Raw genomic sequence first — 26,111 nt, forward strand, 5'->3', positions numbered from 1 at the left:
TCACAGACCCAGCTTGAATTGTTGCCAGCGCTTTTCCGCTGAGGAAGCGACCTTCTGCCACTCGTCGCGGTTGGCGGTCCACTGCAGGCTGGCGTTGCCTGCGGTGGTCGGATAGTCGGCGCGCTTGTCGGCCGGCAACAGTTCATCGAGCATGGTGCTCGCGCCGGAATAGGGGACCATCTTCATGAATACCGCTTCGTTTTCGGGAACGGAGATTTCATGGAAGAACTTCATGGCCGCAGCCTTGCGTTCGGGCGATGTTCCTTTGGGCACGCCCCACCACGACAGCTCAAGATAGGCCTCGTTGAAGGTGAAATCTATACCCGGCTTGCCGTAGACGCGTCCGTTATAGGTAACGCCGTATGTCACTTCCTTGTCGATCAGGAGCTGGGCCGATTGCCCTGTCGAGGTCCACCAGACTGATATCGCCGGACGGATCTCCTTCAGTTTCTTGAACGCCCGGTCGAGATCGAGAGGATAAAGCTTGTCCTTCGCAACGCCGTCGGCAAGCAGTGCGGCGGGAATGACGATCGAAGGGTTGTCCGGAAGGCTGCGCTTGCCGGGGAAGTCCTTGACGTTCCAGAAGTCGGCCCAGGTCTTGAGCGGCTTGGCTTCCTTGTTCCACGCCATGACCGCCGAGGCGTAGGACCAGCCGATGGCGTAATCGTCCCGCGCACCGGGCATGATCGGTTGCGGATCGATTGCCTTCCAGTCGAGCGGTTCCAGCAGCCCCTCCTGCTTGGCTTGGGCGAGCCAGCCGTCGGTCACCAGTACCATGTCGCTCGTCGGCTTGCCTGAGCTCACCATTGCCTTGATCTTTCCCAGGGAGGCAGGGTTTTCGCGGACAACCTGGATTCCTGTCTTCCGGGTGAACGGTTCGATATAGGCTGCCTGAACGGCATCGCCGGAGATGCCTCCCATTTCGAGAAGCCGGACTTCCTTGACCTCCTGGGCCGATGCAACCGTGCTCCCTGCAAACGCAAGCGCCGCTGCCAAACTGATCTTTTGAAGCTTCTGATGATAAGACATGGGTGGTTCCCTTTTTATGTTATTGATCTTCGCTGGTATTGTCTGGCTCATGAGACCGTTTGGCAGAGCCGGTGTCCGCAGCCGACCGCTCGCCATCTGTCCGCGTCAACGCGATGCGAATTTCGGCGTGCCGATACTTGTCCGCACCGAGATGTCAGCGCGGGTGTCGAATGTTGGCTGTGAGCGAGCCGCCTCCGCTGCTGCAACTGAGTCGAAATCATAGACCTCGAGATATCTGTTTTCGGGCCTGAACGAATTTGCGGGAGGCATCTGAGCAAATGCGCGGTAGCGCAGGCAGCCGAGTGGCCGCACGCGTTCGAATGCGCTCTCGGCGGGAGCATCCTGCGCCTGGACCACGAGGAGCGCGGCGGGAGCCTTGGCGTCTCCCTCGACCTTTAGCCTGCGGTAATTGCCGCGTCGCCTTTGCTCGCCGAAGAGCTTTCTGATCCGCCGGGTCCACGGGGTCGCGTTCTCCACCATGGCCTGAAAGCCGGCCTCGGTCTCGACGAACTCGTCGGCGCATTCGAACATTGCCATGAAGCGCAGGGGGTGCGATGCATCGAAGAAACGCTGGACGTTGTGAATGCGATTGATGCCGGCAACCTCCGCGACATGTTCGCCTTCATACCAGTCGTTCAGTTCTTCGTCGTGCTGCGCAGCTACGTTCATCCACACGACGATCAGTCCGTCACACGTTTCCACATTCTGCTCCCGGTCATTGAATTACGGTTCCCTGTTGAACGTCTCGCAGGCTGGTGTGCGAGTGGATCTTGCTGTTTCGAGCGATAATTCGCGCCGTCACGAATGGCTGAAAGCTAGTCTTCCGGCCCTGCGACCTGTGTTCCGCTCGGCGATCCTTATGGTCAAACAGTGTATGGGCGGGGTCGAAATCGTCAAATTGGCAAGCATTATGGGCGTCATCACCCGGGGTTATGGTTGGCGAGATAGTTAGGCGACGGGATTGGGCAAACACAACAATGCGCAAGCGCGTGCCATTTGGAGACCACATCTTTGCGCGCGCTTGGGCGCTTTAAATGTCCGGATGGCCGGACCGTTTTCAGCGAGACAGGTTTCCTAACGGAGCAATGAAAAGGCGGTCGGCTTCAAAATCTTGTTTTCCTGCTCGACAAACGTTCCGCGGTTGCTGACCAGAAAGGCCTGCCACTCCGGATCGGCGGCCATGGCGGCCCTTCGGGCCTCCCTGTCGCCGATATCCTCGTATGCCCAGAGGTGTATGACCTGGTTCTGCGGGCCGATATCCGACTTGAAGGTGCCGATGTAGCGGCCGAGGTGGCGCAATTGCACGGGCAATGCGTCCCGTTCGAAGCGCATCAGATAGTCTTCCATGAGTCCATGTTTGACGGTGTAGGTGCGATGGTCGATGATCATGTCGTGGTCCACCGAAACGGGGTTGCATCAGGGTGAAGACTTTCGTCTTCGGTCGTGAAATGAGGTAACATGGGCCTAAGGCTGGTGATGGCCGGAATCCTTGAAATCTGCAGACTGCAGTTCGATCGGATGACCGTGCCTAGTGCGCTGCGCCGCGTCACGCCAGGCGCTCCTGTATCGAACCTGATCTCCCTGGGGTGCGAGGTTCAGGCTGGCGGTGAGCGTTTCCAGGGCGTCCAGCCAGTCTTCGTAGTAGGTCTGGCTAGTGTCCGGTTTGCCCGAAGCGCTGCTGGCGCGGCGTCGGGCCGAAAAGACATCGGTCCACGCGCTCCAGCTGAAGAGGCCGGCTTCGTGGAGGGCGACCGTCATGCTGAAGATCTGGGCCTGCCAAGGCGCGCCGAAAACCACCTGACCTTCGTTGTCCCAAACGATAGGTTTCACCGCAGCTTCCGCTGCCTTGCAGTCTTTACCGGGCATTTGACGCGCTCCTGTCCGTCGTTGTGTTGGAAGGCTTCCCTGGGGGCCGCGCCCGGCGGACGCCGATCATAGAATCCCTGATGACGAGCTCTTCCAGCTGTTCCGGGCTCCAGCCCTCGGTTCCAACTGGCCGCATGGGGATGACGATGTAGCGCATCTCAGCAGTTGAGTCCCAAACGCGGACCTTGGTCTCCTCGGGAAGGGTCAAGCCGAATTCGGCTAGCACATTTCTGGGTTCGATCACGACCCGCGAGCGGTAAGCTGCGGATTTGTACCAAGCGGGAGGCAGGCCGAGGATCGGCCACGGATAGCAGGAGCACAAGGTACAGACGACGACATTGTGCACCTCCGGCGTGTTGAGCAAAGCGACTATATGCTCTCCCTGTCTGCCCGTGTAACCCATCGATGCGATGGCCGCAGTGCTGTCCCGCAGCAACCATTCCATGAACTCCGGATCCGACCATGCGCGGGCCACAACGCGGGCGCCGTTTCTCGGCCCGATCTTTTCTTCGTAGGTCTGAAGGATCGCCTCGAGGGTCTGCGGATCGACGTAACCCTTTTCGACCAGAATGCTCTCCAGCGCGCGGACACGAAGCTCTGTCTCGGAAAGATGCGAATGATCGTCGTCGTGGTTATGGTGGTACTCGTCATCGTGGTCGGTCATGTCGCTCGTCTCGGTCAGGGTGAGATTTCAAATGGAGGGCGTCTGTGTCCCCGGTTCAGGCTGGTTCCAGATAGGGTTCGAATGCATCAACGACGATTTCGAGGCCCGGCGCGGCATCCTTGCCCCAGACGTCGACGCCGTCGAAAAGAACTGAGTAGAGCCATTGCTGATCCTGGTTGCCCAGGGCGCTGGCATCGGGAAAGACATGGACGCCCTGCATGAGCTTGATCACACCTTCGCAACCGCGAATGTAGCGTGGCAAGCGGGTATGCGTTGCCGGATTGATCCGCAGCGCGCGGACGCGATCCCCCACTTGGAACCTGGCTTGCCGCGTGGATGGCCGCATCGAGGAACTACCGTTGCGGACCATTGTCTCAACCTGCTGGGGCCTAAGGGTGTTCAATCCTGTCCGGGCTGGCTCCCTTTCTAAACCCGCAGTCAGTTCCTCTTGCGACACCAACGCGTGCTTGACCACGAGCCTCTCGAGCCGGAGAAGGAACCTCCGGAAATAATCGTCGCCCGCAAGATATTCTTCCGGCGGTGTTGCCTCCATTTCTGCTCGGGACATATCGATGTTCCAAAGGCCTAGGCCACCAACTGCGAAATTGAGGGCAAACATCCGGCGTTCCCAATCATGATGGAATGGCTCTGGTCCATCAATGCCCGGGATTTTTCCGAAGCCGTGCATACCTCCCATATCGTGGATACCGTTCATCGATTCATCTCCATCATGGCGGCGATTGCTTCTGATCTTCCAACGCCGGCAATTCCGTCGTGCGCCATCCTGACAAACGTTCCACAGCGTTTGCCACCTGAAGGAGACTTGCCTCGCCGAACAGCCGCCCGACCAATTGTACGGCCAAGGGAAGGCCCTTAATGTCCAGTCCAATCGGGACACTGATCGCCGGATTGCCCATGACATTTTGAGGGTTAGTCATCGAGGGGGTCAAGGGATCGAAAGGAGTTGCCGTCTGCGTCAGGGCAGGCGCTGTACCCGGCGTCGTCGCGCACAACAACACATCGCATTTTCGCATGACCGACGAGATTGCTTCGGCGAGAAGGCGGCGGGCTTTCAGGACGGCCAAATAGTCCGCGGCCGTATAGCCGGCCGCAAGCGCCAGCCGGCGCGCCGAAAGGGGGCCGAAATCGTCTATGCGACCGCGCATCCTCTGTTCATGAACGTGAAATCCTTCGATGATCAGCAGCGCGCGGACGACGGAGCCAAATTGCAGCAGCGTTGGTGTCTCGACCTCGAAAATCTCCGCGCCTTCGGATTGTAGGAGCATTGCCGTTCTCTCGACGCCCGCAAGCGTTTCCTGGGACGCGGTCTCTAGAAGTTGGCGGGCAATCCCGATACGTAGCCCCGAAACCGGCTTGTCCAGCCCGCTGATATAGTCGGCAACCGGACCGTCATGACAGTCGGGGTCGGCCGGATCGTGTCCTGCCAGGACCAGAAGGGCTATCGCGGCGTCAGAGACACTGCGAGCCAGAGGACCGCAGTGATCGAGCGAGCCAGACAGAGGAAAGCAGCCGCGTCTTGTCACTCTGCCGAAAGTCGGCTTCAAGCCCACGGTCCCGCACCAGGAAGAAGGGGTGCGGATAGAGCCTCCCGTATCGGTGCCCAGCGCCATCCTGAGCACGCCGCCTGCAATTGCCGCCGCGGACCCGCTCGAGGAGCCTCCGGTATAGTGCATGAGGTTCCATGGATTTCTGGCCAGAGGAAATGGCAGTTCCGGATCTGGTCCGTAGAGCGCATATTCGAAGGTCGCCGTCTTACCGATAAGGACTGCGCCGCCATTCTGCAACCGTTCGATGGCGCCGGCGTCAGCATCCGCGACGGCGCCCAGCCCGAATTTGGAATGGCAGGTGGTCGCAACGTTCCGGACATCGAACAGGTCCTTGGCGGCGTAGGGGATTCCCTGCATGGGGCCAAGATCTATCCCGGCAGCAAACGCCCGGTCCGCCTTTACGGCGTCCATTAAGGCTTTTTCCGGCAGGATTCGGATGAAAGCATGGATGCTTCCGTCAACTTTGTCTGCCTTTTCCAGCGTCCACCGCGTCAGTTCAACCGAGGAGAATTCCCGCCGGCGAAGCCGTGCACCGAGTTCCGAGATAGAAAGCGCCGAAAAATTCATTCCTCAACCCTGCCGAAGGTTATTGGCTGCCGAATGTTCACCGGATCCGGGCATGAATTTGCAAGCTCGTGAATGACGTTCATGTTCATCCGCAGTTGAGCGTATTCGATCAACATTTGCGGCTGCCATTCTGGTCGGATTTTTAGGCCTGCGCGCTCCAGCAGTGCATCCAGCTCCGCTGCGCTCACGGCAGGGATTTCCGCGACCCCGCTCATGTTCAGCGCTTTTCCACAGATCCCTCGCCCGGGATAAATTCCCGCTCGCGAAGGACCAGCGTGCGGGCGCGGCCGATGAATTTCGCTCCATCGGCCAGAAGCGCTTTGCCTTCCGGAGATTGGCGCGCCTCCCACATGCTCTCGATACTGTCATACCAGACCTCAGCTATGCCATCGACTGACAGGTCGATCTCCTCGATATCCTTGCGGATCACCTCTTCCAGGAATTCGGACTGCACATACCGCCTGATCTGCTTGACGTCGCGTGCGATAGGACCGTGGATCTCTTGCCAGTATTCGGCAAACTCCTCATGAGTCCAATCGTCACGCCTCGCTAGAATTGTCAGTGTCTTGATCATCTTGCCCTACCTGTGCCACGGCGACACGACGCCGAATTGGTTCCACCTGCCTGCCGCCTCATTTCCATCAATACCGGCCCGACGATGCAGAGCCACTTTGGGAAACTCCCGCACTGACGTCAAATTTGCGTACGGCATACCCGACATCATTCTGGGTTATGGGGAGCATTACGGCTTTGAAATTGCCACGCCGAACCGAAAGTGTAGCTTCCGCAAGCATACACGTTGCCTGTCGAGTCAACGTTTCTTCAGCCCGAGAAGGCTTTGCGAGGAGAACAAGTGGCTGCAATCAGTATAAATTGTATTATTAACGGCGGAAACAAGCTCGGTGAGAGTCCTGTCTGGAGCGCGCGAGAGCAAAAGCTCTATTGGGTCGATAGCCGCGCTCCTGCCACCTTTCGTCATGATCCTGTGACGGGCCTGACCGAAACGCGCGCAATGCCGAGTCTCGTTGGTAGCATCGGCTTACGGAGCGCAGGCGCCGGAAAGCTGATTGTTGCCTTGCGCAACGGGCTTCACAAGTTTGATTTCGATACCGGCGCACTGACGTTCCTGTCGGATCCGGAGGAAGATGAATCGGAAAACCGGTTCAATGATGGACGTTGTGACCGCCGTGGCAGATTCTGGAGCGGCACGATGAACGACGTCCGGCGCGATCCGACCGGATCTCTTTACCGTTTCGATCCGGATGGACAGGCCACGAAGATGCTGGGCGATATCATCGTTCCGAACAGCATTTGCTGGAGTCCCGATGATCGGATCATGTATTTCGCTGATACTTATCGCATGCAAATCCGGTCATTCAAATTCGACGCAAACAACGGCAGGATCTCAGACGAGACACTCTTCGCCGAAACGCGCGACCGCAAGGGCCGGCCAGATGGCTCCACCGTCGATGCCGAGGGATTCTTATGGAACGCGGAATATGATGGCTGGCGCGTCGTGCGCTATACGCCGGACGGACGCGTGGATCGGGTCATTGAGTTGCCGGTGTCGTCGCCTACGAGTTGTTCGTTTGGCGGCCCAAACCTCGACATTCTGTATGTTACATCGGCCACGCAGCGACTGGGCGAAGCTGATCTCGCTGCGCAGCCTTATGCCGGAGGTGTCTTTGCAATTCACGCCGGCGTCGTCGGCCTGCCCGAGCCCGAGTTCCTCGGGTGACGCCGACGGGTATGTTCGAAAGCGTACTCGCCGATCTCGGTTGCCACCCGTTCGTTCGCCGTCTAACGCCGAGCCCGATTTTAGGCTAAAAAGGTAAATTATGAAGACTGATCAGAAACTTCCCGGAGTCGTCAAGACGACGCTTGGCCGGCTTCCGGCTGAAGCATTCGGTACTATGACACTGCCGCCGATCAAGCCGGAACTGCTTGCTGGGTTCCGTTCTCTGCCTGATTTGACAGGCATGACTTCCGACGCCATGGACGAGCTTTGTATTTTCGGTGCGGTGGCTGGCGGTTTTCTCAAACCCACGACCCCGGGCGCGCGAATGGTCGGGCGTGCCCTTACCGTTCTCAACGTACCGCGCGACGATACGCCCGCTGTGGCTGTCGGCATGGGCATTTCCATGCTTGCCGACGTGGAGGCACATAATTTGGCAGAACCCGGCGACGTGCTGGTACTGCAAGGCGTGGATACGATTTCCAATATGGGAGGCCTTCTTGCCAGCATCGCCAAACGACAGGGTGAGCTCGGCGCTATCGTTGATGGCGCAGTGCGCGACATCAATCACTCCCGCGAAATCGGTTATCCTATTTGGTCGCGCAGCGTCAGCCCGATTACCGGCAAATGGCGCATCCGAACAATCGGCATAAATGTGCCCGTTACTATTTGCGGTGTAGCTGTCAATCCAGGCGATCTTGTCCTGGCGGATGATGTAGGTGTGTGCTTCGTCCCAATCGAACGGGCCGAGCAGGTGCTTAGCCATGCACGCAAGATTGCCGACAGCGAGGCCCTCCGCCAAACGGCGATCAATGCGGGCGCTCCGATCCCTGAGGTGATGTTGCGCAAGAAGTGATATATCACTAATGATCAGCCCTTCTGGACAGGGCAAGAGGCCGGCCTTAAGCTTGGATCAACGAAGCCCAAGAGGTGTACCTCCACAGTTCTTTCGAAGGCAGAGTCGCTACGATCCCGGAAGAACTCGACAACCGAGATAAACGGAGACGATGAATTCTGACAGCCACCGCGGGGCACAAGGGCGAAATGATGCGATGAAGCCGCCAGCCCCAGAGACACGAATTGACCTCAATCTGATGAACGTGCTTTACACCGTGCTTGCGGAAGGCAGCGTCACCAGAGCGGCCCAGCGCCTTTCCATGAGCCAGCCTGCAGTATCCAACGCCTTGGGCAGGTTGCGCTATATCATGAAGGATGAGCTTTTCATTAAGGTCTCCGGCGGGTTCAGGCCAACCGAAAGGGCGCTGGAGATTTGGCCGGATCTGCAACAAGCCATGGAGCAGATCCGGGCGATCGCCTTGCCACTTGAATTTCAGGCGAGTCAGACGAACCTCACCTTCAATGTCGCGATAACAGACACACTGGTCTCTCGCGTTGCGTCTGCCTTGGCCGTCAGGTTCGTAGAGGAGGCTCCTTTCGCCAAGTTACAGTTTCATCTGCATTCCAACCCGACATCGATCGACGCTCTGCAAAGAGGCGGACTCGATTGTGCGGTCGGGATGTTTCCGAATGTGGAGGCCGACTTGCAGTTGGAGGGAGTTTTCTCCGACAGGTATGTCTGCGTCTTCCGGCGCGGTCACGGCTCGCTGACCACGCCGCTTTCATTGAAAGCGTTCATTGACGCCGAACATATCCTTGTCAAACAAGCAACCCGGCAGCTTGGCATCGTCGATAATTGGCTGAGCCTCAAAGGTTACAAGCGCACCGTCAGGCTCGTCGTCAACCGCGCGGAGGAGGCGATCAGCATCGTCAGGGAAACTGACCTTGTAGCGGCCGTACCCTTCAGTTTTGCTCAAAGTACTCTCGGCGCTAAGACCCTTGAAATCGCCGATCTTCCGTTCGAGCACGAAAAGATTCTTTACAAATTGGCCTGGCATAGGCGGAGTTATCGGGACCCGGCACGTTCCTGGCTCCGATCGCTAGTCCGCGAAACCATCATCAATACCTGTGTATCGGAATAGGCTCAGAGCATACCGGGCGGATTCGGACCTATGTCAGGGACGATCGGCCTTCGGCGGAACGTCGCCGCCGGCCACTCTGCTATTCCTCCCTCGATCGACGGCAGGAACATCCCGAGCGCGCCATCTCAAGACCTTCACCGGCATTCTGCAGGCTGACGCCTATGGCGGCTACAACCCGCTGTTCAAGGCGGATCGTCAGACGGGGCCGCTGGTCCAAGCTCTCTGCTGGGCACACTCGCGTCGGAAGTTTTTCGTGCTTGCCGGCATAGCCACGAACGCAAAACGTGGAAAGAACTCCACACCGATCTCGCCGGCGGCGCTCGAGGCGGTAAAGCGGATCAATGCGCTGTTCGACATCGAGCGTGACATCAATGGTCTCGCTGCAAGAGAAAGACTGGCGCGATACCAGCGGGACAGCCTTCCTCTCGTCGATGAGCTGAGGCCTGGACGCGGGCCGAACGGTCAAAACTGTCACGCGGTTCTCCAGTCACCGAACCTCTCGACTACATTCTAAAGCGCTGGGATGACTTCACGACCTTCTTCGACGACGGCAGGATTTGCCTGACGAACAACGCAGCCGGGCGGGCCTTGCGCGGTTTTGCCCTTGGCAGAAAGTCGTGGTTGTTTGCGGGTTCGGATCGTGGTGCCGATCGCGCCGCCTTCAAGCAACGCTGATCATGAGCGCCAAGCTCAACGGTATCGATCCGGAGGGGCTGGCCGATGTACTTGCCGGCATCGCTGACACACAATCACAAAGCTGGAGCAATTGCTCCCGTGGAACTGGACGCCGAAGGCGCAGCTTTCAATCCAAATCTCCCAATCCGGCTCAACAGCGCGTTCGCTGAACGTGGGCATTCTATCACGCGAAATGATAGCGGCCTTTACCGGATGACTACGAAACGGGGCACTCCGGTTACAGACATAACCAATCGTTGGGCAACCATGCCCGTATTAATAGTGGTTCTCGTCGAGACGAACTCCTACCCTGATATCGGGAGCAAAATGGCAAGGGACCGTTGGCGAAGAGCGCAGGCCCGGAGGATATCAAGTGACTGCAGTGATGCAGTCAGGTCTGCCGCCGCACAAGGATCATGCAAACAAGCTTCCAAAGGGTCGGAGGAACCTCAGGTCTCAGACAGCCCTGTCATTTTTCGCAACGCCTGAGACAGGCCAAGCGGGCGGTCGGTTTGAAGATCTGACGGTAAAGCCGTTCACAATTGAACGATGGAGGATCGTCAAATGGAATTATTTAGCTACCTACCCGGGGCTCTGTCCTACTGGAAGGCCCGGCAGGCGAACGTGGGGCGCTCGTTGTTGAAAGGCGCAGCGGTTGCTCTGGTAGGTCTTGCGAGCCTCACGACTTTGCCCTCAATTGCATTCGCGGAGTATCCCAACAAGGTGATCGAGATTGTCGTTCCCTTCGCGCCGGGCGGTGGCACCGACACCATTTCGCGTATCCTTGCCCAGGAAATGTCGAAGGATCTTGGCCAATCACTTATCATTGACAACCGCCCCGGCGCTAGCACGATGATTGGCTCGAAGATTGTCGCCGACAGTGCGCCCGACGGCTACAAGCTGCTGATGGCGAGCTTTGCTCATGCCGTCAACCCGTATATGAACGCGAATATCAAATATGATACGGCGACAGCGTTCGCCCCCGTCGCCTTGGTCGCCAAATCGTACAACATTCTGGTCGTCAAAGCGGACTCGCCGTTCAAAACGGTACAGGACCTGGTCACCTACGCCAAGGCGAATCCGGGTGTGCTCAATTACGGCTCATTCGGAAACGGCACCTCGGCGCATCTCTCTGCCGAACTGTTCAAGTACCTGACGCGGTCGGATATCACCCACATTTCCTACAAGGGTGCGGCCCCCGCGCTAACGGATTTGCTCGCCGGACAGGTCCAGATGGTCTTCACCAGTGTGGCGAGCGTCACCGGCCATATAGCGGCAGGTACCCTGCGTCCGCTCGCGGTTACTTCTTTCGAGCGGTCTGCCGCATTCCCCGACATCCCGACTCTCGCTGAAGCGGGCGTGCCAGGCTACGTCTCTGACGCTTGGTATGGCCTCTACGCGCCAGTTGGCACTCCACCCGAGGTAATTTCCAAGCTCAATATATCCGTCGAAAAAGCCATTCGGTCCGAGGCCTTCAAAAAGCTGGAGAAGATGGAAGGGCTTGTCTTCGTTCCAGGTACCCCGGAGGACCTCAAGGCCTTCGTTGACAGCCAGGGGGCCCGTTGGAAAGAGGTGATCAGCGCCCAAGGCATAAAGGCCGATTGATCTCACTCGTCGCCAGCGAATGGAAAACTGGCGACGTAAAAAGTGGCACCCAACGCAAATCCCACGAACATAATCGCGCGGCCTCCACCGGCGCGCCAGGGTCAACTGCGAGGCAGCCTAAGGTCCCGCTCAAGATTTGATATGTCCAGCAAAAAAACACTGTGCGTGTCTGTAGCATAGCATCCAGGCATGCAACCTAAAAAGAAGGAGGAGGAACATTGAACACCCATATTGAAAAGCCGAGGGATCTTGTCGCCGGGATGGTGATCTTCGCCCTCGGGGCTGGGTTCTTCTTATCCTCACAAAGCCTTGCGTTTGGGACAGCGATCCGCATGGGGCCAGGATACTTCCCGACCATACTCAGTGTCCTATTGATGCTGCTAGGCATTGGCATCACCCTGCTCGCCCTTCGTCATCCATACAACGGAAATGCGTTTGGCAAGGTCGCTTGGCGAGGGGTCTTGCTTGTCTTGGGTTCCACCATCCTCTTCGGTCTGACGATACGCGGCCTGGGCATCGCCCCAACTGTCGCGATCATCATCCTCATATCCGCCTCAGCTAGCCACTATGCTCGCGTCCGGACGGCACTCCCCCTGGCGATTTGTCTGGCTGCTTTCTGTTGTCTGGTGTTCATCAAGGGTCTTGGTCTGCCGCTTCCAGTGGCAGGCCCTTGGCTCACCGTCGAATTCTGGTGGTCCGCAACTTCCACCCATAGCCGCTAGGACACCCATCATGGATCTGCTCAGCGACCTCTCAATTGGGTTTTCCACGGCCCTTGATCCCTTCAATTTGCTCTACTGCTTTGTGGGCGTGCTACTCGGCACCGCGATCGGCGTGCTGCCCGGACTTGGCCCAGTGGCAACGATCGCCATGCTGCTGCCGCTTACCTTCGGGCTCGACCCGGTCTCAGCGCTTATTATGCTCGCCGGTATCTATTATGGGGCGCAATACGGTGGCTCTACCACCGCGATTCTTATCAACCTGCCGGGAGAGAGTTCTTCGGTGGTCACCGCCATCGATGGGTACCAAATGGCAAAAAAGGGCCGGGCTGGCGCCGCTCTCGCCACCGCTGCTCTCGGCTCGTTTTTCGCCGGTACCGCTGCAACCATCTTGCTCGCAATAGCCGCACCGCCATTGGCTTCCGTCGCGCTGCAGTTCGGACCCGCGGAATACTTCTCCCTCATGGTTTTAGGCCTTGTCGCCTCAGTCGCTCTCGCAAGCGGATCGCTTCTCAAGGCGATCGCCATGATCGTCGTCGGCCTGCTCCTTGGCCTCGTGGGCACCGACGTTGAGAGCGGTGCGCAGCGCTTTACCTTTGATACCCCTGAACTTATGGACGGGATGAATTTCGTCGCGCTCAGCATGGGCGTTTTCGGCATTGGAGAAATTCTGCGCAATATCGAGCACGAACGTACTCGCAGCGTCATGGTGAAGCGGGTGAGTGGGCTTATGCTAACCAAGGAGGAGTTCAAAAGAATAGTTGGGCCTATATTGCGGGGTACCGGGCTCGGCTCCATCCTGGGTATTCTTCCCGGTGGCGGCGCAATGCTTTCTTCATTTGCTGCCTATGCACTTGAGAAGCGTGTCTCCCCAAACAGCGCGGAGTTCGGTCAAGGAGCAATCGAGGGCGTAGCGGCGCCGGAATCGGCGAACAATGCAGGCGCGCAAACCTCGTTCATCCCAATGCTGACACTCGGTATCCCGTCGAACCCCGTGATGGCTCTGATGATCGGCGCAATGATTATCCAGGGCATCACCCCTGGGCCGAATGTAGTGACAGACGAACCTGAATTATTCTGGGGCATGATCGCGTCGATGTGGATCGGTAATGTAATGCTCGTTCTGTTGAACCTGCCGTTAATTGGGTTATGGGTGCGAGTTCTTGCGATCCCCTACCACCTGCTATTCCCAGCAATCATCGCTTTCTGCTGCATCGGCGCTTACAGCGTCAGCAACAGTAATTTCGACGTCTACATCATGGCTATGTTCGGCTTTGTGGGCTATCTGCTCATCAAACTCGACTTTGAGCCGGCGCCACTGCTGCTTGGTTTTGTACTTGGGCCGATGCTGGAGGAAAATCTGCGCAGGGCGATGCTTCTTAGTCGCGGCGACCCCCTTGTCTTCGTTACACATCCACTTAGCTTGACACTCCTGGTCGCTGCCCTCGCGCTCATTGTTGTGGTGGTGTTGCCTGGCATCCGCGCGAAGCGGGAAGAAGCATTCAGCGAATAGCTGCGCACTAAGGACTTGTGGTAGGCACCGATATGCGGGAACCGAAGCAGGAGTGTCTCGGCTTCCGTTTCCGCATCAGCTTAATCTTCATGAATGGTAGCCTGCTGCCGGTGTTTTGGACGCTGAGTTAAGCCAATCCACCTTGTTTTCAAATGCATCAGGGGCTGAGATATGCCAGCGTGGAGTGACGATGCTTCAGGACGATACTCTAGTTTCTGGCCACTTCGCTCATGTTGCCTCCCTTGAAAACGCTGTCCAGCTCACGATAAATCTGAAATGAAAATCCCACGCGGCGATAGCCTGACCAAACGGCATGTCGCAGTGTAAACTCGTCAACAGCGACATTTTCACCTTTTGCGGCGCTTGCCTCGGCAAGTCTATCTTCCTTGGAATCCTAAGCCAACTCCATCACGTAGCGATTTCCCTGAATTCTGCGATCATGCGTGGTAGGGCGATACGTCGGGCACAACGATGATCTGCGCCTCGCATACCGCTACCGGACGGTTGAGACTATGGAGCGCAATGATGGTCGCGATCGGCAGAACACAGACGAGGCACGTCAGCCCGATTTGATGTTGGATGTCGAGATGGCTGATTGGCTCGCCGAGTGTAAGTTCTTTCGGCCTCAGTGCGATGACGCGGGCCCGCTGTTTTCATCGTCTGGGAGGCCTTGCCAACACTCGCCGCACTTGGCCGTCATCTAGGCACGTTCAAGTGCCTCTTCCACTGCCTCGCTGTCGGCGCACGTCCAGTCGGAAAACATAAAATCGATGCGGAAACGGGCCGAGTTTCACAACATCTATGACCCGCAGACTGTAGCTTGTCGTTCCGCTGGACAATTCCGCCCCAAAACATTCAAGTCAGAAAGGAGTATAGTAGATTGGTTCAACATCTACTGGACGTTATCCTCATCGTTGATCTGCTGGCGCATCCAGACCAGAAATTTCTGAAGTGGTAATGACGGTGCTATATTTTTAGGCCACGTCAAATAGTAGCCTTCACCACTGTAGCAAGTCATACCAAAAGGTGCCACGAAGCTCCCGGTCTGGAGATGCCGGTTTACGAAGACTTTGGTCGCAATAGCAATGCCAATATCTAAAGAGGCGGCCTCGTATGCAAGTGCGGAGCTTTCGAAGCGAATCCCTGGGCCGGGATCAACTGTTGATCCAACACGTTTCAGCCAAGCAGACCAGTCGGTGGGACGCGCCATGGAATGCAACAGCCTGACACGGCTCAGATCATCCGGGCTCTTGAGTTTGTGCGTCGCCTGAAAGGCTGGCGAACAGACCGGAATGAGTTCAACATCGACCAGTTTTTCACTATGGAGATCCGGCCAGTTTCCCTTCCCTGCCCGAATGGCGGCATCCAGATTTTGCGTTTCAAAATCGACCGGCGCGATGGAAGAACTCAGACGTACCTCGATCCGAGGAAAAGTCTCATGAAATTGCGTCAATCGCGGAATGAGCCAGCGTTGCGAGAACGTTGTATAGGATTGGATAGCGAGGATATCACGCCTCCCGCGCCGGGACACCCTTCTTGCGGCATTGCCGATCTCGACAAAGGCGCGGGTTACGCCATCGTAGAGTTGCCGACCCTCTTCAGTCAGCTCGATACCACGGTGTAGGCGCTTGAACAGCACTACACCAAGATAGTCCTCCAAGACTTTCACTTGCCTGCTGACAGCAACTTGCGACACATTCAATTCTTGTGCAGCATGTGTAAGGCTCAAGAGACGAGCGGCGGCCTCGAAGGTCCGCAGCGGATTGAGAGGAGGGATAGGATTACTCATGACTTGATCATACGGCATTGTCTTCCGTGCACAAAACGGTCAAAATCACGCAATAGTCGGTTTTTTAGTCGCGACAATGATAGCGCACGAGATTTCTGTGCAAAGCTGGTCAAAGCAGCCCAGAGGCCCCTCATGCCCGCGCCATTGCGACGGCAATTCCTTGCCCTACACCGACGCACATGGTGGCCGCCGCATACCGACCTCGCGTCTTTGCAAGCTCAAGGGCGGCCGTTCCCGCGATGCGCACACCGGACATTCCAAGCGGATGGCCAAGGGCGATCGCGCCCCCGTTCGGATTCACACGTGGGTCATCGTCATCAATGCCCAGTTCCCGCAAACACGCGAGGCCTTGGCTTGCAAAGGCCTCGTTCAGTTCGATGATGTCGAAGGCAGTCTGCTTCAGCCCCAGACGTGTCATCAGCTTTTTACAAGCGGGGACCGGGCCGATACCCATGATACGCGGCGCGACGCCCGCCGCGGCGCCGCCCAAAATACGTGCGATAGGCGTCAGGCCATGCCGTTTCACCGCCTCATCACCGGCAAGTATCAGTGCAGCCGCTCCGTCATTCACGCCACTGGCATTGCCCGCTGTCACGCTGCCGCCCAGCCGGAAGGGTGCCTTGAGATTGCCGAGAATTTCGAGCGTTGTCTCGCGCGGATGTTCGTCCCGGCTGAATAGGATGGGCTGACCTTTGCGTTGCGGAACCTCGACAGGGACAATCTCCTCGGAAAACCGTCCGCTGGCCTGCGCAGCTGCAGCCTTCTGTTGCGAACGGTAGGCGAATGTGTCCTGATCAAGCCTGGAAACGCCGAACGCCTCCGCCACATTCTCGGCCGTCTCCGGCATGGAATCGACACCGTATTGTGCCTTCATCAGCGGATTGATGAACCGCCAGCCGATGGTCGTGTCTTCAATAGACGCTTCGCGGCTGAAGGCGGATTCAGCCTTCGGCATCACAAAAGGGGCGCGGCTCATGCTTTCGACGCCGCCGGCAATGATCAGGTCAACCTCGCCTGCCTTGATGGCGCGTGCACCGGCGATGACTGCATCCATGCCCGAGCCACAAAGCCTGTTGATTGTCGTGCCCGGTACTTCCTCAGGAAGTCCGGCCAGAAGTAGAGACATGCGCGCAACGTTTCGATTGTCCTCTCCCGCCTGATTGGCACAGCCAAATACCACTTCATCGACTGCCTGCCAATCCAGCGAAGAATGACGCACCATAAGCGCTTTCAGGACCACCGCGCCGAGATCGTCGGGGCGGATTGAAGCAAGTGTTCCACCAAACCGGCCAATAGGGGTTCGAATATAGTCGCAAAGGTAGACATTAGACATCGTTAAACGTCTCCAGAATACGAGGACAGTGACAATCGATCGCCCCGGCAAAGACCTGATCTGAGCGGACCCATTGTGGCGCTAGCTGAGCACCACGAGGGCATCTCCCGCACGGACGCCTTCACCCTTTGGAAGCACGAAAACCGGATTGATTTCGGCCTCCTCTAACCGGCTGTCCAGCGCCGATACCATATCGGCGAAAGAAAGGACCGCGTCGATCAGAGCCTCGGTATCGGCGGCCGGACGACCTCGAAACCCGTCCAGCAGGGCCGAGCACTTGAGTTCGCCAATCATGTCCCGCACCTCGCCTCGCGTCACGGGTAGCAGGCGCATTGCCACGTCTTGATAAAGCTCGGTCGTCACTCCACCGGCGCCCAGCAGAATGCCCGGACCAAGCTGCGGATCGCGGTTGCAGCCGAGGATGAACTCAATGCCGCCGTGGATGAGTTCCTGGATCAGGAAACCGTCGATTTTTGCCTGTGTCGACGCCGTTACCCGAGCCATCATCTGCTCGCAAGCCGCCTCGACGTCGCTCGGAAGAACTCCCACGGCAACACCACCGACTTCGGACTTGTGCAGAATCTCGTTGGACAGAATCTTGATGACTACAGGCCCGCCGAAGTCTGCCGCCCGGCCAGCGGCCTCCGATGCCGTCTTCGCTGTCACTTCCCTTGTGATCGGGAAACCGAACCGCGCGCAGAGACGTTTTGCATCTGCCTCGTTCAACGCCCCCACAGGCATGTCCGAAATATCGGCGACCCGCTTGGAACGATCTTCGATTGCAGGTGTGTTCGGGCGTTGCTGAAGCGCTTTCAGCGCCGCGGCGCAGCTTTCCGGCGCCGCATAAGCCGGTATCCCACTGGCGTTCAAATGTTGAACGATGCCCGGCGCATCCGGGCTGACATACGCCATGATCGGCTTGTTGCTGATGTTCATAGAATCCAGGAGCGGTCGCGCCACTACGTCGGGCTGTCCGATGGAGGAGGAGCCAACCACAACCACAATGGCGTCGTAGCTCGGACTTTCGGCGAGAATCTTCAGGATGAATCGGAACAGGTCAGGTCGCAGGCCGGCCAACGTGACGTCGATCGGATTTCGGTCGAGCACAGCCTCCTTGAGGTCGAGAGCCAATAATTTCCGTGCGGTTTCGGGATCCGGACTCGGCATTTCAAGACCGGCGAGACCGACATTGTCTGCGACGATGGTCGCCGCGCCACCCGTCGAGGTGACGATGGCCACCCGCTGACCGGCAAGAACGCGTCCATGCGACAGGGCCGCCGGAATATCAAGTAGATCGGCAAAGGTCTGGGCACGGATGATGCCGAGTTGCTTGAACAGCGCGTCATAGACCTTGTCGGCGCCCGCCAGAGCACCCGTGTGCGAGACCGCGGACTGCGCACCCGTCTCCGACCGGCCGACCTTGTAGACAACGATCGATTTCCCGGCTGCGATAACTCTTGTGGCCGCGCGGCGGAATTTTTCCACGTTGCGGACGGTCTCGAGGTAAAGGGCAACCACGGTGGTGGCCGCATCGTCGGCCATCGCCTCGAGCAAGTCCGCCACTTCGATGTCGGCCTCATTGCCTGTCGCGATGAGCTTGGAAAAGCCGACGCCCCGAGCAACGCCGCGGGACAGGAGCGATCCCAGGATTCCACCGCTCTGCGATAAGAGCGCGATGCCTCCGGCCCGGAAATCGTTCATTTCCATTGCCCCGCTTGCCGTCAGCATGATGCCGTCGCTGAGGTTGACCAGACCGATAGTATTGGGACCGAGGATACGCATCGAGCCGGCTGCCTCGCGCAGCTCTGCCTGGAGACGTTGTCCTTCCTCACCGGCTTCCCCGAAACCGCTGGCAAGAACAACAGCCGCTTTTGTCCCCGCTTCGGCGAGCTCACGAACAGATTCGACCACCCGGTTTGCACCGACGAGCACCAGGCCGAGATCCGGCGCCTCCGGGAGAGAGCGCGCATCGGCGTAGCACTTCAGGTCGCCGATCATCTCGGAGCGTGGGTTGATCGGATAGATTCGCCCCCGATATCCATGTTGCTGGAGATAGGCTATTGGCCGCCCGGTGAGTTTTGTCGGATCAGACGAGGCGCCAACGACGACGACGCTGGCGGGGTTCAAGAGTGCTTGTATGAATGTCATCGTACTCACCTTACTCGTTCGTCTTGTTGAGGAATGCTTCAACCGACGCACGGTGTTCGGCGGTCGTATAGCAGATCGCCTGCGCCTCACGACCAAGTGCGAAAATCGCCTCATCCGAACTTTCGAATGTCTTGTCCAGAATTGACTTGGTCAGCGCGACGGCGGCCGGCGAGCCGATGCTCAGCGCTTCGGCCCATGTCTGCGCTTCTTCAAGCAGCGCCTCCGGCGCAGCAACGCGGTCAATCATGCCGATCTGCAGAGCTTCCGGAGTTTCCACGACCCTTGCGGTGAGGATCAACTCCTTGGCGCGCGAAAGACCGACCCGGCGCGGCAGGAAATACATGCCACCGCCGTCCGAAACGAGGCCACGCTTGATGAAGCTCATCGACATCTTCGCACCTTCCGACGCTATGATGAAATCACAGGCGAGTGCCATGTCGAGGCCAAGGCCAAATGCTGCGCCGTTGACTGCGGCGATCACCGGCTTGGTTATACCATGAATAACCGCCACACCTTTGTGCGTGCTCCGTTGACGGGTCCAGCCATTGAATGCAACCTCGCCAGGTGCAGCATCCAGCCGGGCTCGCATCCCGGACACATCCCCCCCAGAGCAAAAGCCCTTACCTGCCCCTGTCAGAATGACCGCCCGCACAGATTTATCGACAGCCAGATGCTCGAACACATCGATCAACTCCGCGCGCATCTGGTCGTTGATAGCGTTGCGAACATCCGGCCGATTCAATGTGACAGTCGCGATGCCATTTTTGTACGATAGCGCGATAAATTCGTGTTCACGAACATTGATTGCCATCGATCTCGTTCCTTCCTGTGTCTTTGCAGGCCTGACTGAGGCCTGTGTGATATTCCGATGTCTGGACGAATGAATGTCTTTGCAATTGTCGTTGGGCAACCCACAATTGGGCCGGTCTTGCCCAACCTTTTCTTGGGGTGAACCTATCGTGTCAGCCGTCGATCCAGCCTCAATTTTCCCGGCAAGTCATTTCCGTAGAGAATGGTCGCAACAATGCTCTCGGCATCCTGCGACGCGACAATACCAGAGGAGAGCTCGCGGAATTTCGCCAGAAGATCACCATCGTCGATTGGGTCTTCCGGATCCCCTCGCCGTGTCATTTGAAAATGTTCGAGTACGCGCCCGTCGCCTAGGTGAACACGCAGGCGCGCCTGACGGCGGCGCGGATAGCCCGCCGATAGAACAGGATCTTCGCTGAGACCGATTCTCGTCATGAGTGCCCGGATGTCCGGCCGTGCCAATGTTTCCTGCTCGAACGCCAATAGCCTGACGCCTCCTAAAAACAGATAGGCAGCCAGGCAATATTGAAGACTGAAACGTGCGTCCTGGGCCGAGACGGGATCTGGACGGTCACACATCGCCTGGGTGGCGTGATACCCCCATACTTCGATCCGCTCGATGTCAGCGGGACCAAATCCATGCTTATCGCGCATCACGCCAATGGCGTCGAGCGCGGGGAAGATATGGCCGCAACACCCGTGCGCCTTGACCGTCATACGGGTGATCGGCGTCCATGTGCCAAGACCGTCAAGGGCGCTCGCCCAGTTGCCGGTGGTATCGCTTGTGACGGCGGCAAAACCATTTGCGGCATGTAAGCTGTCCGGTGAACCTCTCACGCCGGCGGAGGCGGCTATGGCCGCAATAAGCCCCGCATCGGCTGCGTGTCCCGGATGCAGTGCTTTCGCCATACCCTCACCCTGGAGGTTCTGCTGATGCCCGCCTGCGAAGCTGGTGGACAGGGCAATAGCGTTGGCAATGCTCACCTTGTCACAGCCGAGCAACATTGCTCCAGCAACGGCTGAGCCGATCGTGCCGACGGTAGATGTTGTGTGCCAAAATTTGTAGTGGCTGGGCTGGATCGCTAGAGAAATTCGGCAACCGACTTCGTAACCGGCGACGATCGCCCGGTGGAGGTCTTCGAGATTCGAGTCTAGATGCTGGGCAAGGGCAAGGGCGGCCGCGATCGTCGGGCTGCCAGGATGATAGCCCCCATCCTTGTAAATGTCGTCAAACTCCACCGTATGGCTTGCCACGGCGTTGAGGAAAGCGGCACGTCGGGGGCTGGATGCGCGCGCATCGACATAAGACCAGGCACCGCCGCTTCCTTCCACCTCTGCCATCGCCGGCGCCAGCATCGTCGCTGGCGCCCGGACGCAACCGGGAACCGTGGTTGCGAACCAGTCCAGCACGGCGCGCCGCGTTGCCCAACGGACGTCGTCCTCGAGCGGATGGTTTCGCCAATCGTGTGCGACCTCTGCCAATGTCAGCAGCGGGTTGATCATTTGCCTGCCTCTTTCATGCGGTGCGAATTTTCTCCGGCGCAGATCTCCCTGGAACCGGAACGGGCTGTCAGATTTCTCCGATTCATGCTGCAACCCCTCGATCGATTGCCTTCTCGTCGCGAAGTCGCTCGAGAGCAGCATCATCGAAACCGAGGTCCCGTAGAAGCTCTTCAGTCTGAGCACCCACTGCCTGTGGTGGAAAAGTTATCCCGGGTGGACTGTCCGACATGGTGAAGCCGGCGACCGGGACGACAAGACCGTCCACGGGGTTTCCGGGTGCAACATGCTTGTGCAGAACCGGCCTGGTTTCGATCTGCGGATCGGCGAGTGCTTCTTTCAGATGACGGACACGCGCTGCAGGAATGCGCCGCTCGCGCAGGAAGCTTTCCCAATAGTCGGCGGGCATGGTCGCGATGATCTGGGCGAGTGCGCGTTCTTCTTCTGCATGGTGGTCAAGGCGCTGATCATTGTTGGCCTTGATAAGGTCCTCGCGGCCAAGCGCAATCCACAGGCGGCGTTGCTGTTCAAGGTTGGAGGCGGCGATCATCAAATCCGCGTCAGATGCTTGATAGAGACCGATAGTGGCAAATGGAAAGCGATTGCCTTTGGCCTTGGGATGACTGCCATTCCACAGATAACCGGTGACAGATGGGCTGCACAGCATAAGGGCGACGTCGAGCATGGAAACATCGACAAATTGTCCCTTGCCGTCGTTACGCTCGCGTTGCAAAAGTGCCGCCGTGATCGCGTAGGCTGCCGTCGTTCCCGTCGCATAGTCTACCACAGGCGCCCCGCACTTCAGCGGATCGCTTTCCTGGTCGCCTGTCATCGCCATCATTCCGGAAAAGGCCTGAAGCACGGAGTCATACCCTGTTTGCTCGCGTCGTGGGCCCGTGGATCCGAACGCGGAAATGGAACAGTAAATGAGGCCGGGGTTGAGTGTCCGCATGTCCTCGTAGCCAAGTCCTAGGCTGTCAAAGGCTCCCGGTCGGTAGTTTTCGACGAATACGTCTGCGGTCTGGATCAGCCGCTTCAGCGCCTCGCGCCCGCCCTCTGCCTTCAGGTTCAACGCCATAGCCTTCTTGTTGGAGGCTTGGGACATGAACGCAGTTCCCATGCCTGCATTGCTCAGCGCTCGATCGGCCCCCTGAAGGCGGGCTTGATCCGGATCGGAGGGGTCCTCGATTTTAATGACTTCCGCGCCGAGGACAGCCATCTGATAGCTGGCGAACGGTCCGGCAAGAACATGAGTGGTGTCGATGACACGCAATCCGGCGAGCGCTTTCGTCATGAGTTCTCCTTTTCCGATTTTGGTACAATCTCTCCGGCGACCCGATCGCCACCGGATGATTCGCAAGCCCATGCGCTAATGCAGGAGGCCTGCGGCCTGCAATTGCTTCACGGCCGTATCGCTGACAGCGCGAACGAAGGCGTTGTATTCTTTCGGCCCTTTCCAGGAATCGATCACGCCTGTGCTACGGGCATAGTCCTGATAACTCTTGGCTTTCATTGCCTCATGGAAGGCATCGGCAATCTGCTGCTGCAACTCGACCGGCATCTCCTTTGGACCAAAGAGGCCGCGAACCTGCACCCAGCTGGTATCGACCTCGACGCCCTGTTCACCAAGGGTCGGCAAATTTGGAAGCCCCTCAAGCCGCTTTTCACCAAGGACACCAAGACCTATGATCCGGTTGGATTCGAAGAACGGAGCCGTCGGGCCGAGGTTGGCCACGCCGATATCGACGTGTCCTCCAAGGAGCGCTGTCATAATATCGGGCGTTGAATCGAAGCCGACCCAATTGAACTTTACGCCGGCAGCATTTTCGAGCATTGACGTGCCCAGGTGTTGCATCGATCCGATGGGGCCAAAACCGCCGATATTGATCCTGCCCGAATTCTCCTTCGCCTTGGCGACCAGATCGCCAATCGTCTTGACGTCCGAGTCTGCCCGCGCGAAGTAAATGATCGGATCCTCCTGCGTCGATGCAATCCAGGAGAAATCATCCACGGAAAACGTCCCCTTGAGGTTCGTCAGCATGCTCGTGAAATGGCTCATGGTATTGATCCCGAGCGTCAGGCCATCCGGTTTGGCGTGAGCCACACGCGCCATCTGCGTGGCTCCTCCTGCACCGGCGGCATTCACCACCACGATGGTCTGGCCGATAAGAGGTTCAAGTGATTGTGCGAGCGTGCGGATAAAGATGTCCGCGGTGCCACCGGGCTTGGTGTGCATCAACACATTTACTGGACCGGATGGTTTCCAGGCGGTCTCTGCAGCTGCGGGGGCGGCGGCAAGCGCGACGGTGATCGTCACGCACACGGCAGCGCTATATTTGCGGACTGCTTTGAACAAATTAAGGGACATGTTTCCTCCAAGGTTAATGATGAAGACCCCGGCTCCTCCCCGGTAACTGTATATTGTGCTTATTGTGCAGGCAGACTGAACTGAGATTTGGTCAGCTCATATGCACCTAAACATTGGCCTGTCTCGTTGGAGAGCAGCCGTCGGCTCTCCCGGATCTGTATCAGCTTGAAGCCACCTCGTCGGCGACGGGCGCCGGACGTCCCCGGCGTCGGACAAAGCCGATAGCAGGCAATACGAATGCAAGTGCCGCGATCAGCAGTAGACCGAGCGTGAGCGGCGAGGTGTAGAAGATATCCAGGCTTCCTTGCGACGTTATCAACGCTCGTCGAAAGTTGGTTTCCATCAGGTCACCCAGTACGAGCGCGAGGATGACCGGTGCAAGTGGTATCTGGAGCTTGCGCAGGAGGTAGCCGAGGATGCCGAAGGCAGTCATGACGTAGACCGGAAACATTCCACCTTCGGACGAATAGGCGCCCACCAGGGAAATTGCCGAGACAATGGCAGCAATGGCAGGACGCGGAATATCCGCAACTTTCACCCAGCCTCGTGCGCCGGCAAGGCCGATGAAAATCATGATCGGGACGCCAATCCAGAGCGACACGAAAATAGCGTAAGGGATCTCGGGATTACGGGTGAACAGCAATGGTCCAGGTTGAATGCCGTGGATCATAAGCGCTCCGATCATAACCGCAGTTGTCGCAGAGCCCGGAATCCCCAGTGCCAGCAGTGGCGCCAGCGCTCCCGAAACAGCTGCATTGTTCGCTGTCTCGGAGGCCGCAACACCCTCGATCGAGCCTTTGCCAAACTTTTCCGGGTGTTTCGACGTCCTTTTCGCAACGGCATAGGCGATAAATGAGGCGACCGACGCGCCGGCTCCGGGGATGACGCCGATGACATAACCGAGAACCGAACTCTGCAAGATGACACCCTTAAGCGGCCACAAGCCCTTCCAGTTCCACGAACGAAACCCGCCTACCGGCGCGCTCTTGACCTTGGCGGTCGCTCCTTCTTCAATCATGAACAGGACTTCCGAGAGCGCATAAAGTCCCAGCAGAACCGGCACGATGGGAATCCCCTCGAAGAACTCGGTCGTTACGGCAAAGCGCGGCACGCCGGTCTGGGTATCCAGGCCAACCGACGCCACTGCCAGTCCAATGCCCATGGCGAGCGCACCCTTGACGATCGATCCTTCGGAAAGGCCGACGACGAGGCTCAATCCCACCAGTGCCAGAGCAAAGTACTCGCCAGGACCGAAGCGAAGGGCGAATTCCGACAAGGGAACTGCTGTAAACAGCAAAAACAGCCCGCTGACGAAAATGCCTATCCCCGACGTCACGATCGAGACCATTAGGGCTTCGCCTGCCCTGCCTTGCTGGCTCAGCGGATACCCGTCCCAAGCTGTTGCGACGGCCGCCGAGCCCCCGGGTGTGTTGATGAGAATGGCGGTAATCGCGCCGCCATATTCCGCCGCGGCATAAAGGGAAACCAGTCCGACGATCGAGACAAGAGGATCGAGGCCATATGTGAAAGGAATGATAAGCGCCACCCCGAGGCTCGGACCTATCCCCGGAATGGCTCCGATGAGATAACCCGCGAGTGCGCCAAGGATGAGGCTGAGCCACACCATGGGATCACCAAACGCCGAAAAGCCTAAAAGCAGATTTTCAGTCATTTGGGATCCTCACGGGAAAACGACGTTCAGCGCAAGCGCGAACACCACATAGATGAACGCGGCCACCGCCAGCGGCACACCTAGGATATGTAGTGGGCGGCGCTCTCCGGCGGCGAGCATGATTGCAGCGGAAAAAAGTCCCACAGAAATGTAGACGCCCAGAGTCTCGAGCAGTGCGGCCTGCGCAATGAAGATGAGACTGGTGATTATTATGAAGAACGGGCGATACCACCGGGTCACAGTCTGGTTTGTTTTGCCCATCAGGCCTGCTACACCAACAGCGATCATGATCACAGTAGGAACAATGGTGGCTGTGGCGATCAGCAGTGGGAAGCCTCCCGCGCCGATATCAGTCGGGTTAAACGGCTGCGGCAACTTAAGCGCGTCCAGCACATACCAGATCAAGGCCGCAAGGAGCATTAGTCCGCCTATGACCTCAAGTACAGGCATCGGCAAGCGGATACAGTCGGGAATGCGTTGTGTTCCCTCATCGACAGACTCGTTTTCCATGATCTCCTCCTTGATGCCGCGCGAGATCGATCTCCCGAGCCGCTCCCCTCCTCAGGGACTG

General features: G+C 58.0%; 24 protein-coding genes and 1 pseudogene. 7 read left to right on the forward strand and 18 right to left on the reverse strand.

Going from position 1 to position 26,111, the window contains the following annotated elements:
- The 9 genes from DA915_RS27645 to DA915_RS27685 form a co-directional block, all read right to left on the reverse strand.
- The gene (locus DA915_RS27645) at positions 1-1,029 is read right to left on the reverse strand and encodes an ABC transporter substrate-binding protein (RefSeq protein ID WP_192886684.1); all 1,029 of its coding nucleotides are present in this window, start codon (positions 1,027-1,029) and stop codon (positions 1-3) included.
- A 105-nt stretch (positions 1,030-1,134) separates the two neighbouring features.
- Positions 1,135-1,731, reverse strand: a complete 597-nt coding sequence (locus DA915_RS27650; protein ID WP_153064606.1) for a hypothetical protein — start codon at positions 1,729-1,731, stop codon at positions 1,135-1,137.
- A 372-nt stretch (positions 1,732-2,103) separates the two neighbouring features.
- A complete protein-coding gene (locus DA915_RS27655; protein ID WP_107677925.1) occupies positions 2,104-2,418 on the reverse strand; it encodes an NIPSNAP family protein in 315 nt (104 codons plus the stop codon).
- A gap of 75 nt (positions 2,419-2,493) precedes the next feature.
- Positions 2,494-2,859 carry a nitrile hydratase accessory protein gene (locus tag DA915_RS27660; protein ID WP_202864257.1) on the reverse strand — a complete coding sequence of 122 codons (366 nt, stop codon included), beginning with the start codon at positions 2,857-2,859 and terminating at the stop codon, positions 2,494-2,496.
- A 25-nt stretch (positions 2,860-2,884) separates the two neighbouring features.
- Entirely contained in the window at positions 2,885-3,559 is a 675-nt protein-coding gene (gene nthA / locus DA915_RS27665; RefSeq protein ID WP_107677927.1) for a nitrile hydratase subunit alpha, read from the reverse strand.
- A 55-nt stretch (positions 3,560-3,614) separates the two neighbouring features.
- A complete protein-coding gene (nthB, locus tag DA915_RS27670) occupies positions 3,615-4,274 on the reverse strand; it encodes a nitrile hydratase subunit beta (protein WP_107677928.1) in 660 nt (219 codons plus the stop codon).
- Positions 4,275-4,287: 13 nt separating this feature from the next.
- On the reverse strand, positions 4,288-5,694 hold the full coding sequence (locus tag DA915_RS27675) for an amidase (RefSeq protein WP_107677929.1): 1,407 nt from the start codon (positions 5,692-5,694) through the stop codon (positions 4,288-4,290).
- Entirely contained in the window at positions 5,691-5,909 is a 219-nt protein-coding gene (locus tag DA915_RS27680) for a hypothetical protein (protein ID WP_107677930.1), read from the reverse strand. Before DA915_RS27680 ends, DA915_RS27675 begins: the two co-directional genes overlap by 4 nt.
- Before the next feature lie 2 nt (positions 5,910-5,911).
- Entirely contained in the window at positions 5,912-6,268 is a 357-nt protein-coding gene (locus DA915_RS27685; RefSeq protein ID WP_107677931.1) for an EthD domain-containing protein, read from the reverse strand.
- A gap of 279 nt (positions 6,269-6,547) precedes the next feature.
- Between DA915_RS27685 and DA915_RS27690 the strand changes: the two genes are divergently transcribed.
- The 7 genes and pseudogenes from DA915_RS27690 (at position 6,548) to DA915_RS27720 (ending at position 13,920) form a co-directional block, all read left to right on the forward strand.
- Positions 6,548-7,432 carry an SMP-30/gluconolactonase/LRE family protein gene (locus DA915_RS27690; RefSeq protein ID WP_202864258.1) on the forward strand — a complete coding sequence of 295 codons (885 nt, stop codon included), beginning with the start codon at positions 6,548-6,550 and terminating at the stop codon, positions 7,430-7,432.
- Positions 7,433-7,532: 100 nt separating this feature from the next.
- Positions 7,533-8,285: an RraA family protein gene (locus DA915_RS27695; RefSeq protein WP_107677932.1), complete on the forward strand. Its 753-nt coding sequence runs from the start codon at positions 7,533-7,535 to the stop codon at positions 8,283-8,285.
- A 196-nt stretch (positions 8,286-8,481) separates the two neighbouring features.
- A complete protein-coding gene (locus tag DA915_RS27700; RefSeq protein WP_192886685.1) occupies positions 8,482-9,408 on the forward strand; it encodes a LysR family transcriptional regulator in 927 nt (308 codons plus the stop codon).
- Positions 9,408-10,300, forward strand: a pseudogene (locus DA915_RS27705) (IS66 family transposase); the annotation flags it as partial. The gene DA915_RS27700 and the pseudogene DA915_RS27705, both read left to right, overlap by 1 nt.
- A 347-nt stretch (positions 10,301-10,647) precedes the next feature.
- Complete coding sequence (locus DA915_RS27710) at positions 10,648-11,688, forward strand: tripartite tricarboxylate transporter substrate binding protein (RefSeq protein WP_107677972.1); 1,041 nt, start codon at positions 10,648-10,650, stop codon at positions 11,686-11,688.
- Positions 11,689-11,906: 218 nt separating this feature from the next.
- Positions 11,907-12,410, forward strand: a complete 504-nt coding sequence (locus DA915_RS27715) for a tripartite tricarboxylate transporter TctB family protein (protein ID WP_244600804.1) — start codon at positions 11,907-11,909, stop codon at positions 12,408-12,410.
- A gap of 10 nt (positions 12,411-12,420) precedes the next feature.
- Positions 12,421-13,920: a tripartite tricarboxylate transporter permease gene (locus tag DA915_RS27720; protein WP_107677934.1), complete on the forward strand. Its 1,500-nt coding sequence runs from the start codon at positions 12,421-12,423 to the stop codon at positions 13,918-13,920.
- 892 nt (positions 13,921-14,812) lie between these two features.
- Here DA915_RS27720 and gcvA read toward each other — a convergent pair.
- The 9 genes from gcvA to DA915_RS27770 form a co-directional block, all read right to left on the reverse strand.
- On the reverse strand, positions 14,813-15,709 hold the full coding sequence (gcvA, locus tag DA915_RS27730; protein ID WP_107677974.1) for a transcriptional regulator GcvA: 897 nt from the start codon (positions 15,707-15,709) through the stop codon (positions 14,813-14,815).
- Positions 15,710-15,839: 130 nt separating this feature from the next.
- Positions 15,840-17,042, reverse strand: coding sequence for a 3-oxoadipyl-CoA thiolase (gene pcaF / locus DA915_RS27735; protein WP_107677936.1), 1,203 nt, complete (start codon positions 17,040-17,042; stop codon positions 15,840-15,842).
- 81 nt (positions 17,043-17,123) lie between these two features.
- Complete coding sequence (locus tag DA915_RS27740; protein WP_107677937.1) at positions 17,124-19,190, reverse strand: acetate--CoA ligase family protein; 2,067 nt, start codon at positions 19,188-19,190, stop codon at positions 17,124-17,126.
- Between the two features lie 10 nt (positions 19,191-19,200).
- Positions 19,201-20,001 (reverse strand): enoyl-CoA hydratase/isomerase family protein, encoded by an 801-nt coding sequence (locus DA915_RS27745; RefSeq protein ID WP_107677938.1) that lies wholly within the window; start codon positions 19,999-20,001, stop codon positions 19,201-19,203.
- A gap of 143 nt (positions 20,002-20,144) precedes the next feature.
- Positions 20,145-21,647, reverse strand: coding sequence for an MmgE/PrpD family protein (locus DA915_RS27750; RefSeq protein ID WP_244600805.1), 1,503 nt, complete (start codon positions 21,645-21,647; stop codon positions 20,145-20,147).
- A complete protein-coding gene (locus DA915_RS27755; RefSeq protein WP_107677940.1) occupies positions 21,586-22,794 on the reverse strand; it encodes a CaiB/BaiF CoA-transferase family protein in 1,209 nt (402 codons plus the stop codon). Before DA915_RS27755 ends, DA915_RS27750 begins: the two co-directional genes overlap by 62 nt.
- A 75-nt stretch (positions 22,795-22,869) precedes the next feature.
- Positions 22,870-23,817, reverse strand: coding sequence for a tripartite tricarboxylate transporter substrate binding protein (locus DA915_RS27760; RefSeq protein ID WP_202864259.1), 948 nt, complete (start codon positions 23,815-23,817; stop codon positions 22,870-22,872).
- A 211-nt stretch (positions 23,818-24,028) separates the two neighbouring features.
- Positions 24,029-25,540, reverse strand: coding sequence for a tripartite tricarboxylate transporter permease (locus tag DA915_RS27765; protein ID WP_107677942.1), 1,512 nt, complete (start codon positions 25,538-25,540; stop codon positions 24,029-24,031).
- Between the two features lie 9 nt (positions 25,541-25,549).
- Positions 25,550-26,050 carry a tripartite tricarboxylate transporter TctB family protein gene (locus DA915_RS27770; protein WP_107677943.1) on the reverse strand — a complete coding sequence of 167 codons (501 nt, stop codon included), beginning with the start codon at positions 26,048-26,050 and terminating at the stop codon, positions 25,550-25,552.
- Between the last annotated feature and the right edge of the window lie 61 nt (positions 26,051-26,111).

It is taken from the genome of Agrobacterium sp. LAD9 (assembly GCF_003031125.1).
In the GTDB taxonomy this organism is placed as follows: Bacteria; Pseudomonadota; Alphaproteobacteria; order Rhizobiales; family Rhizobiaceae; genus Agrobacterium; species Agrobacterium radiobacter.

Excerpts from the sequence above, each read along its gene's own strand:
- DA915_RS27645 (WP_192886684.1), bottom strand. The coding sequence starts at position 1,029 with ATGTCTTATCATCAGAAGCTTCAAAAGATCAGTTTGGCAGCGGCGCTT.
- DA915_RS27655 (WP_107677925.1), bottom strand. The coding sequence starts at position 2,418 with ATGATCATCGACCATCGCACCTACACCGTCAAACATGGACTCATGGAA.
- nthA (WP_107677927.1), bottom strand. The coding sequence starts at position 3,559 with ATGACCGACCACGATGACGAGTACCACCATAACCACGACGACGATCAT.
- nthB (WP_107677928.1), bottom strand. The coding sequence starts at position 4,274 with ATGAACGGTATCCACGATATGGGAGGTATGCACGGCTTCGGAAAAATC.
- DA915_RS27675 (WP_107677929.1), bottom strand. The coding sequence starts at position 5,694 with ATGAATTTTTCGGCGCTTTCTATCTCGGAACTCGGTGCACGGCTTCGC.
- DA915_RS27680 (WP_107677930.1), bottom strand. The coding sequence starts at position 5,909 with ATGAGCGGGGTCGCGGAAATCCCTGCCGTGAGCGCAGCGGAGCTGGAT.
- DA915_RS27685 (WP_107677931.1), bottom strand. The coding sequence starts at position 6,268 with ATGATCAAGACACTGACAATTCTAGCGAGGCGTGACGATTGGACTCAT.
- DA915_RS27695 (WP_107677932.1), top strand. The coding sequence starts at position 7,533 with ATGAAGACTGATCAGAAACTTCCCGGAGTCGTCAAGACGACGCTTGGC.
- DA915_RS27700 (WP_192886685.1), top strand. The coding sequence starts at position 8,482 with ATGAAGCCGCCAGCCCCAGAGACACGAATTGACCTCAATCTGATGAAC.
- DA915_RS27710 (WP_107677972.1), top strand. The coding sequence starts at position 10,648 with ATGGAATTATTTAGCTACCTACCCGGGGCTCTGTCCTACTGGAAGGCC.
- DA915_RS27720 (WP_107677934.1), top strand. The coding sequence starts at position 12,421 with ATGGATCTGCTCAGCGACCTCTCAATTGGGTTTTCCACGGCCCTTGAT.
- gcvA (WP_107677974.1), bottom strand. The coding sequence starts at position 15,709 with ATGAGTAATCCTATCCCTCCTCTCAATCCGCTGCGGACCTTCGAGGCC.
- pcaF (WP_107677936.1), bottom strand. The coding sequence starts at position 17,042 with ATGTCTAATGTCTACCTTTGCGACTATATTCGAACCCCTATTGGCCGG.
- DA915_RS27740 (WP_107677937.1), bottom strand. The coding sequence starts at position 19,190 with ATGACATTCATACAAGCACTCTTGAACCCCGCCAGCGTCGTCGTCGTT.
- DA915_RS27745 (WP_107677938.1), bottom strand. The coding sequence starts at position 20,001 with ATGGCAATCAATGTTCGTGAACACGAATTTATCGCGCTATCGTACAAA.
- DA915_RS27750 (WP_244600805.1), bottom strand. The coding sequence starts at position 21,647 with ATGATGCTGCTCTCGAGCGACTTCGCGACGAGAAGGCAATCGATCGAG.
- DA915_RS27755 (WP_107677940.1), bottom strand. The coding sequence starts at position 22,794 with ATGACGAAAGCGCTCGCCGGATTGCGTGTCATCGACACCACTCATGTT.
- DA915_RS27765 (WP_107677942.1), bottom strand. The coding sequence starts at position 25,540 with ATGACTGAAAATCTGCTTTTAGGCTTTTCGGCGTTTGGTGATCCCATG.
- DA915_RS27770 (WP_107677943.1), bottom strand. The coding sequence starts at position 26,050 with ATGGAAAACGAGTCTGTCGATGAGGGAACACAACGCATTCCCGACTGT.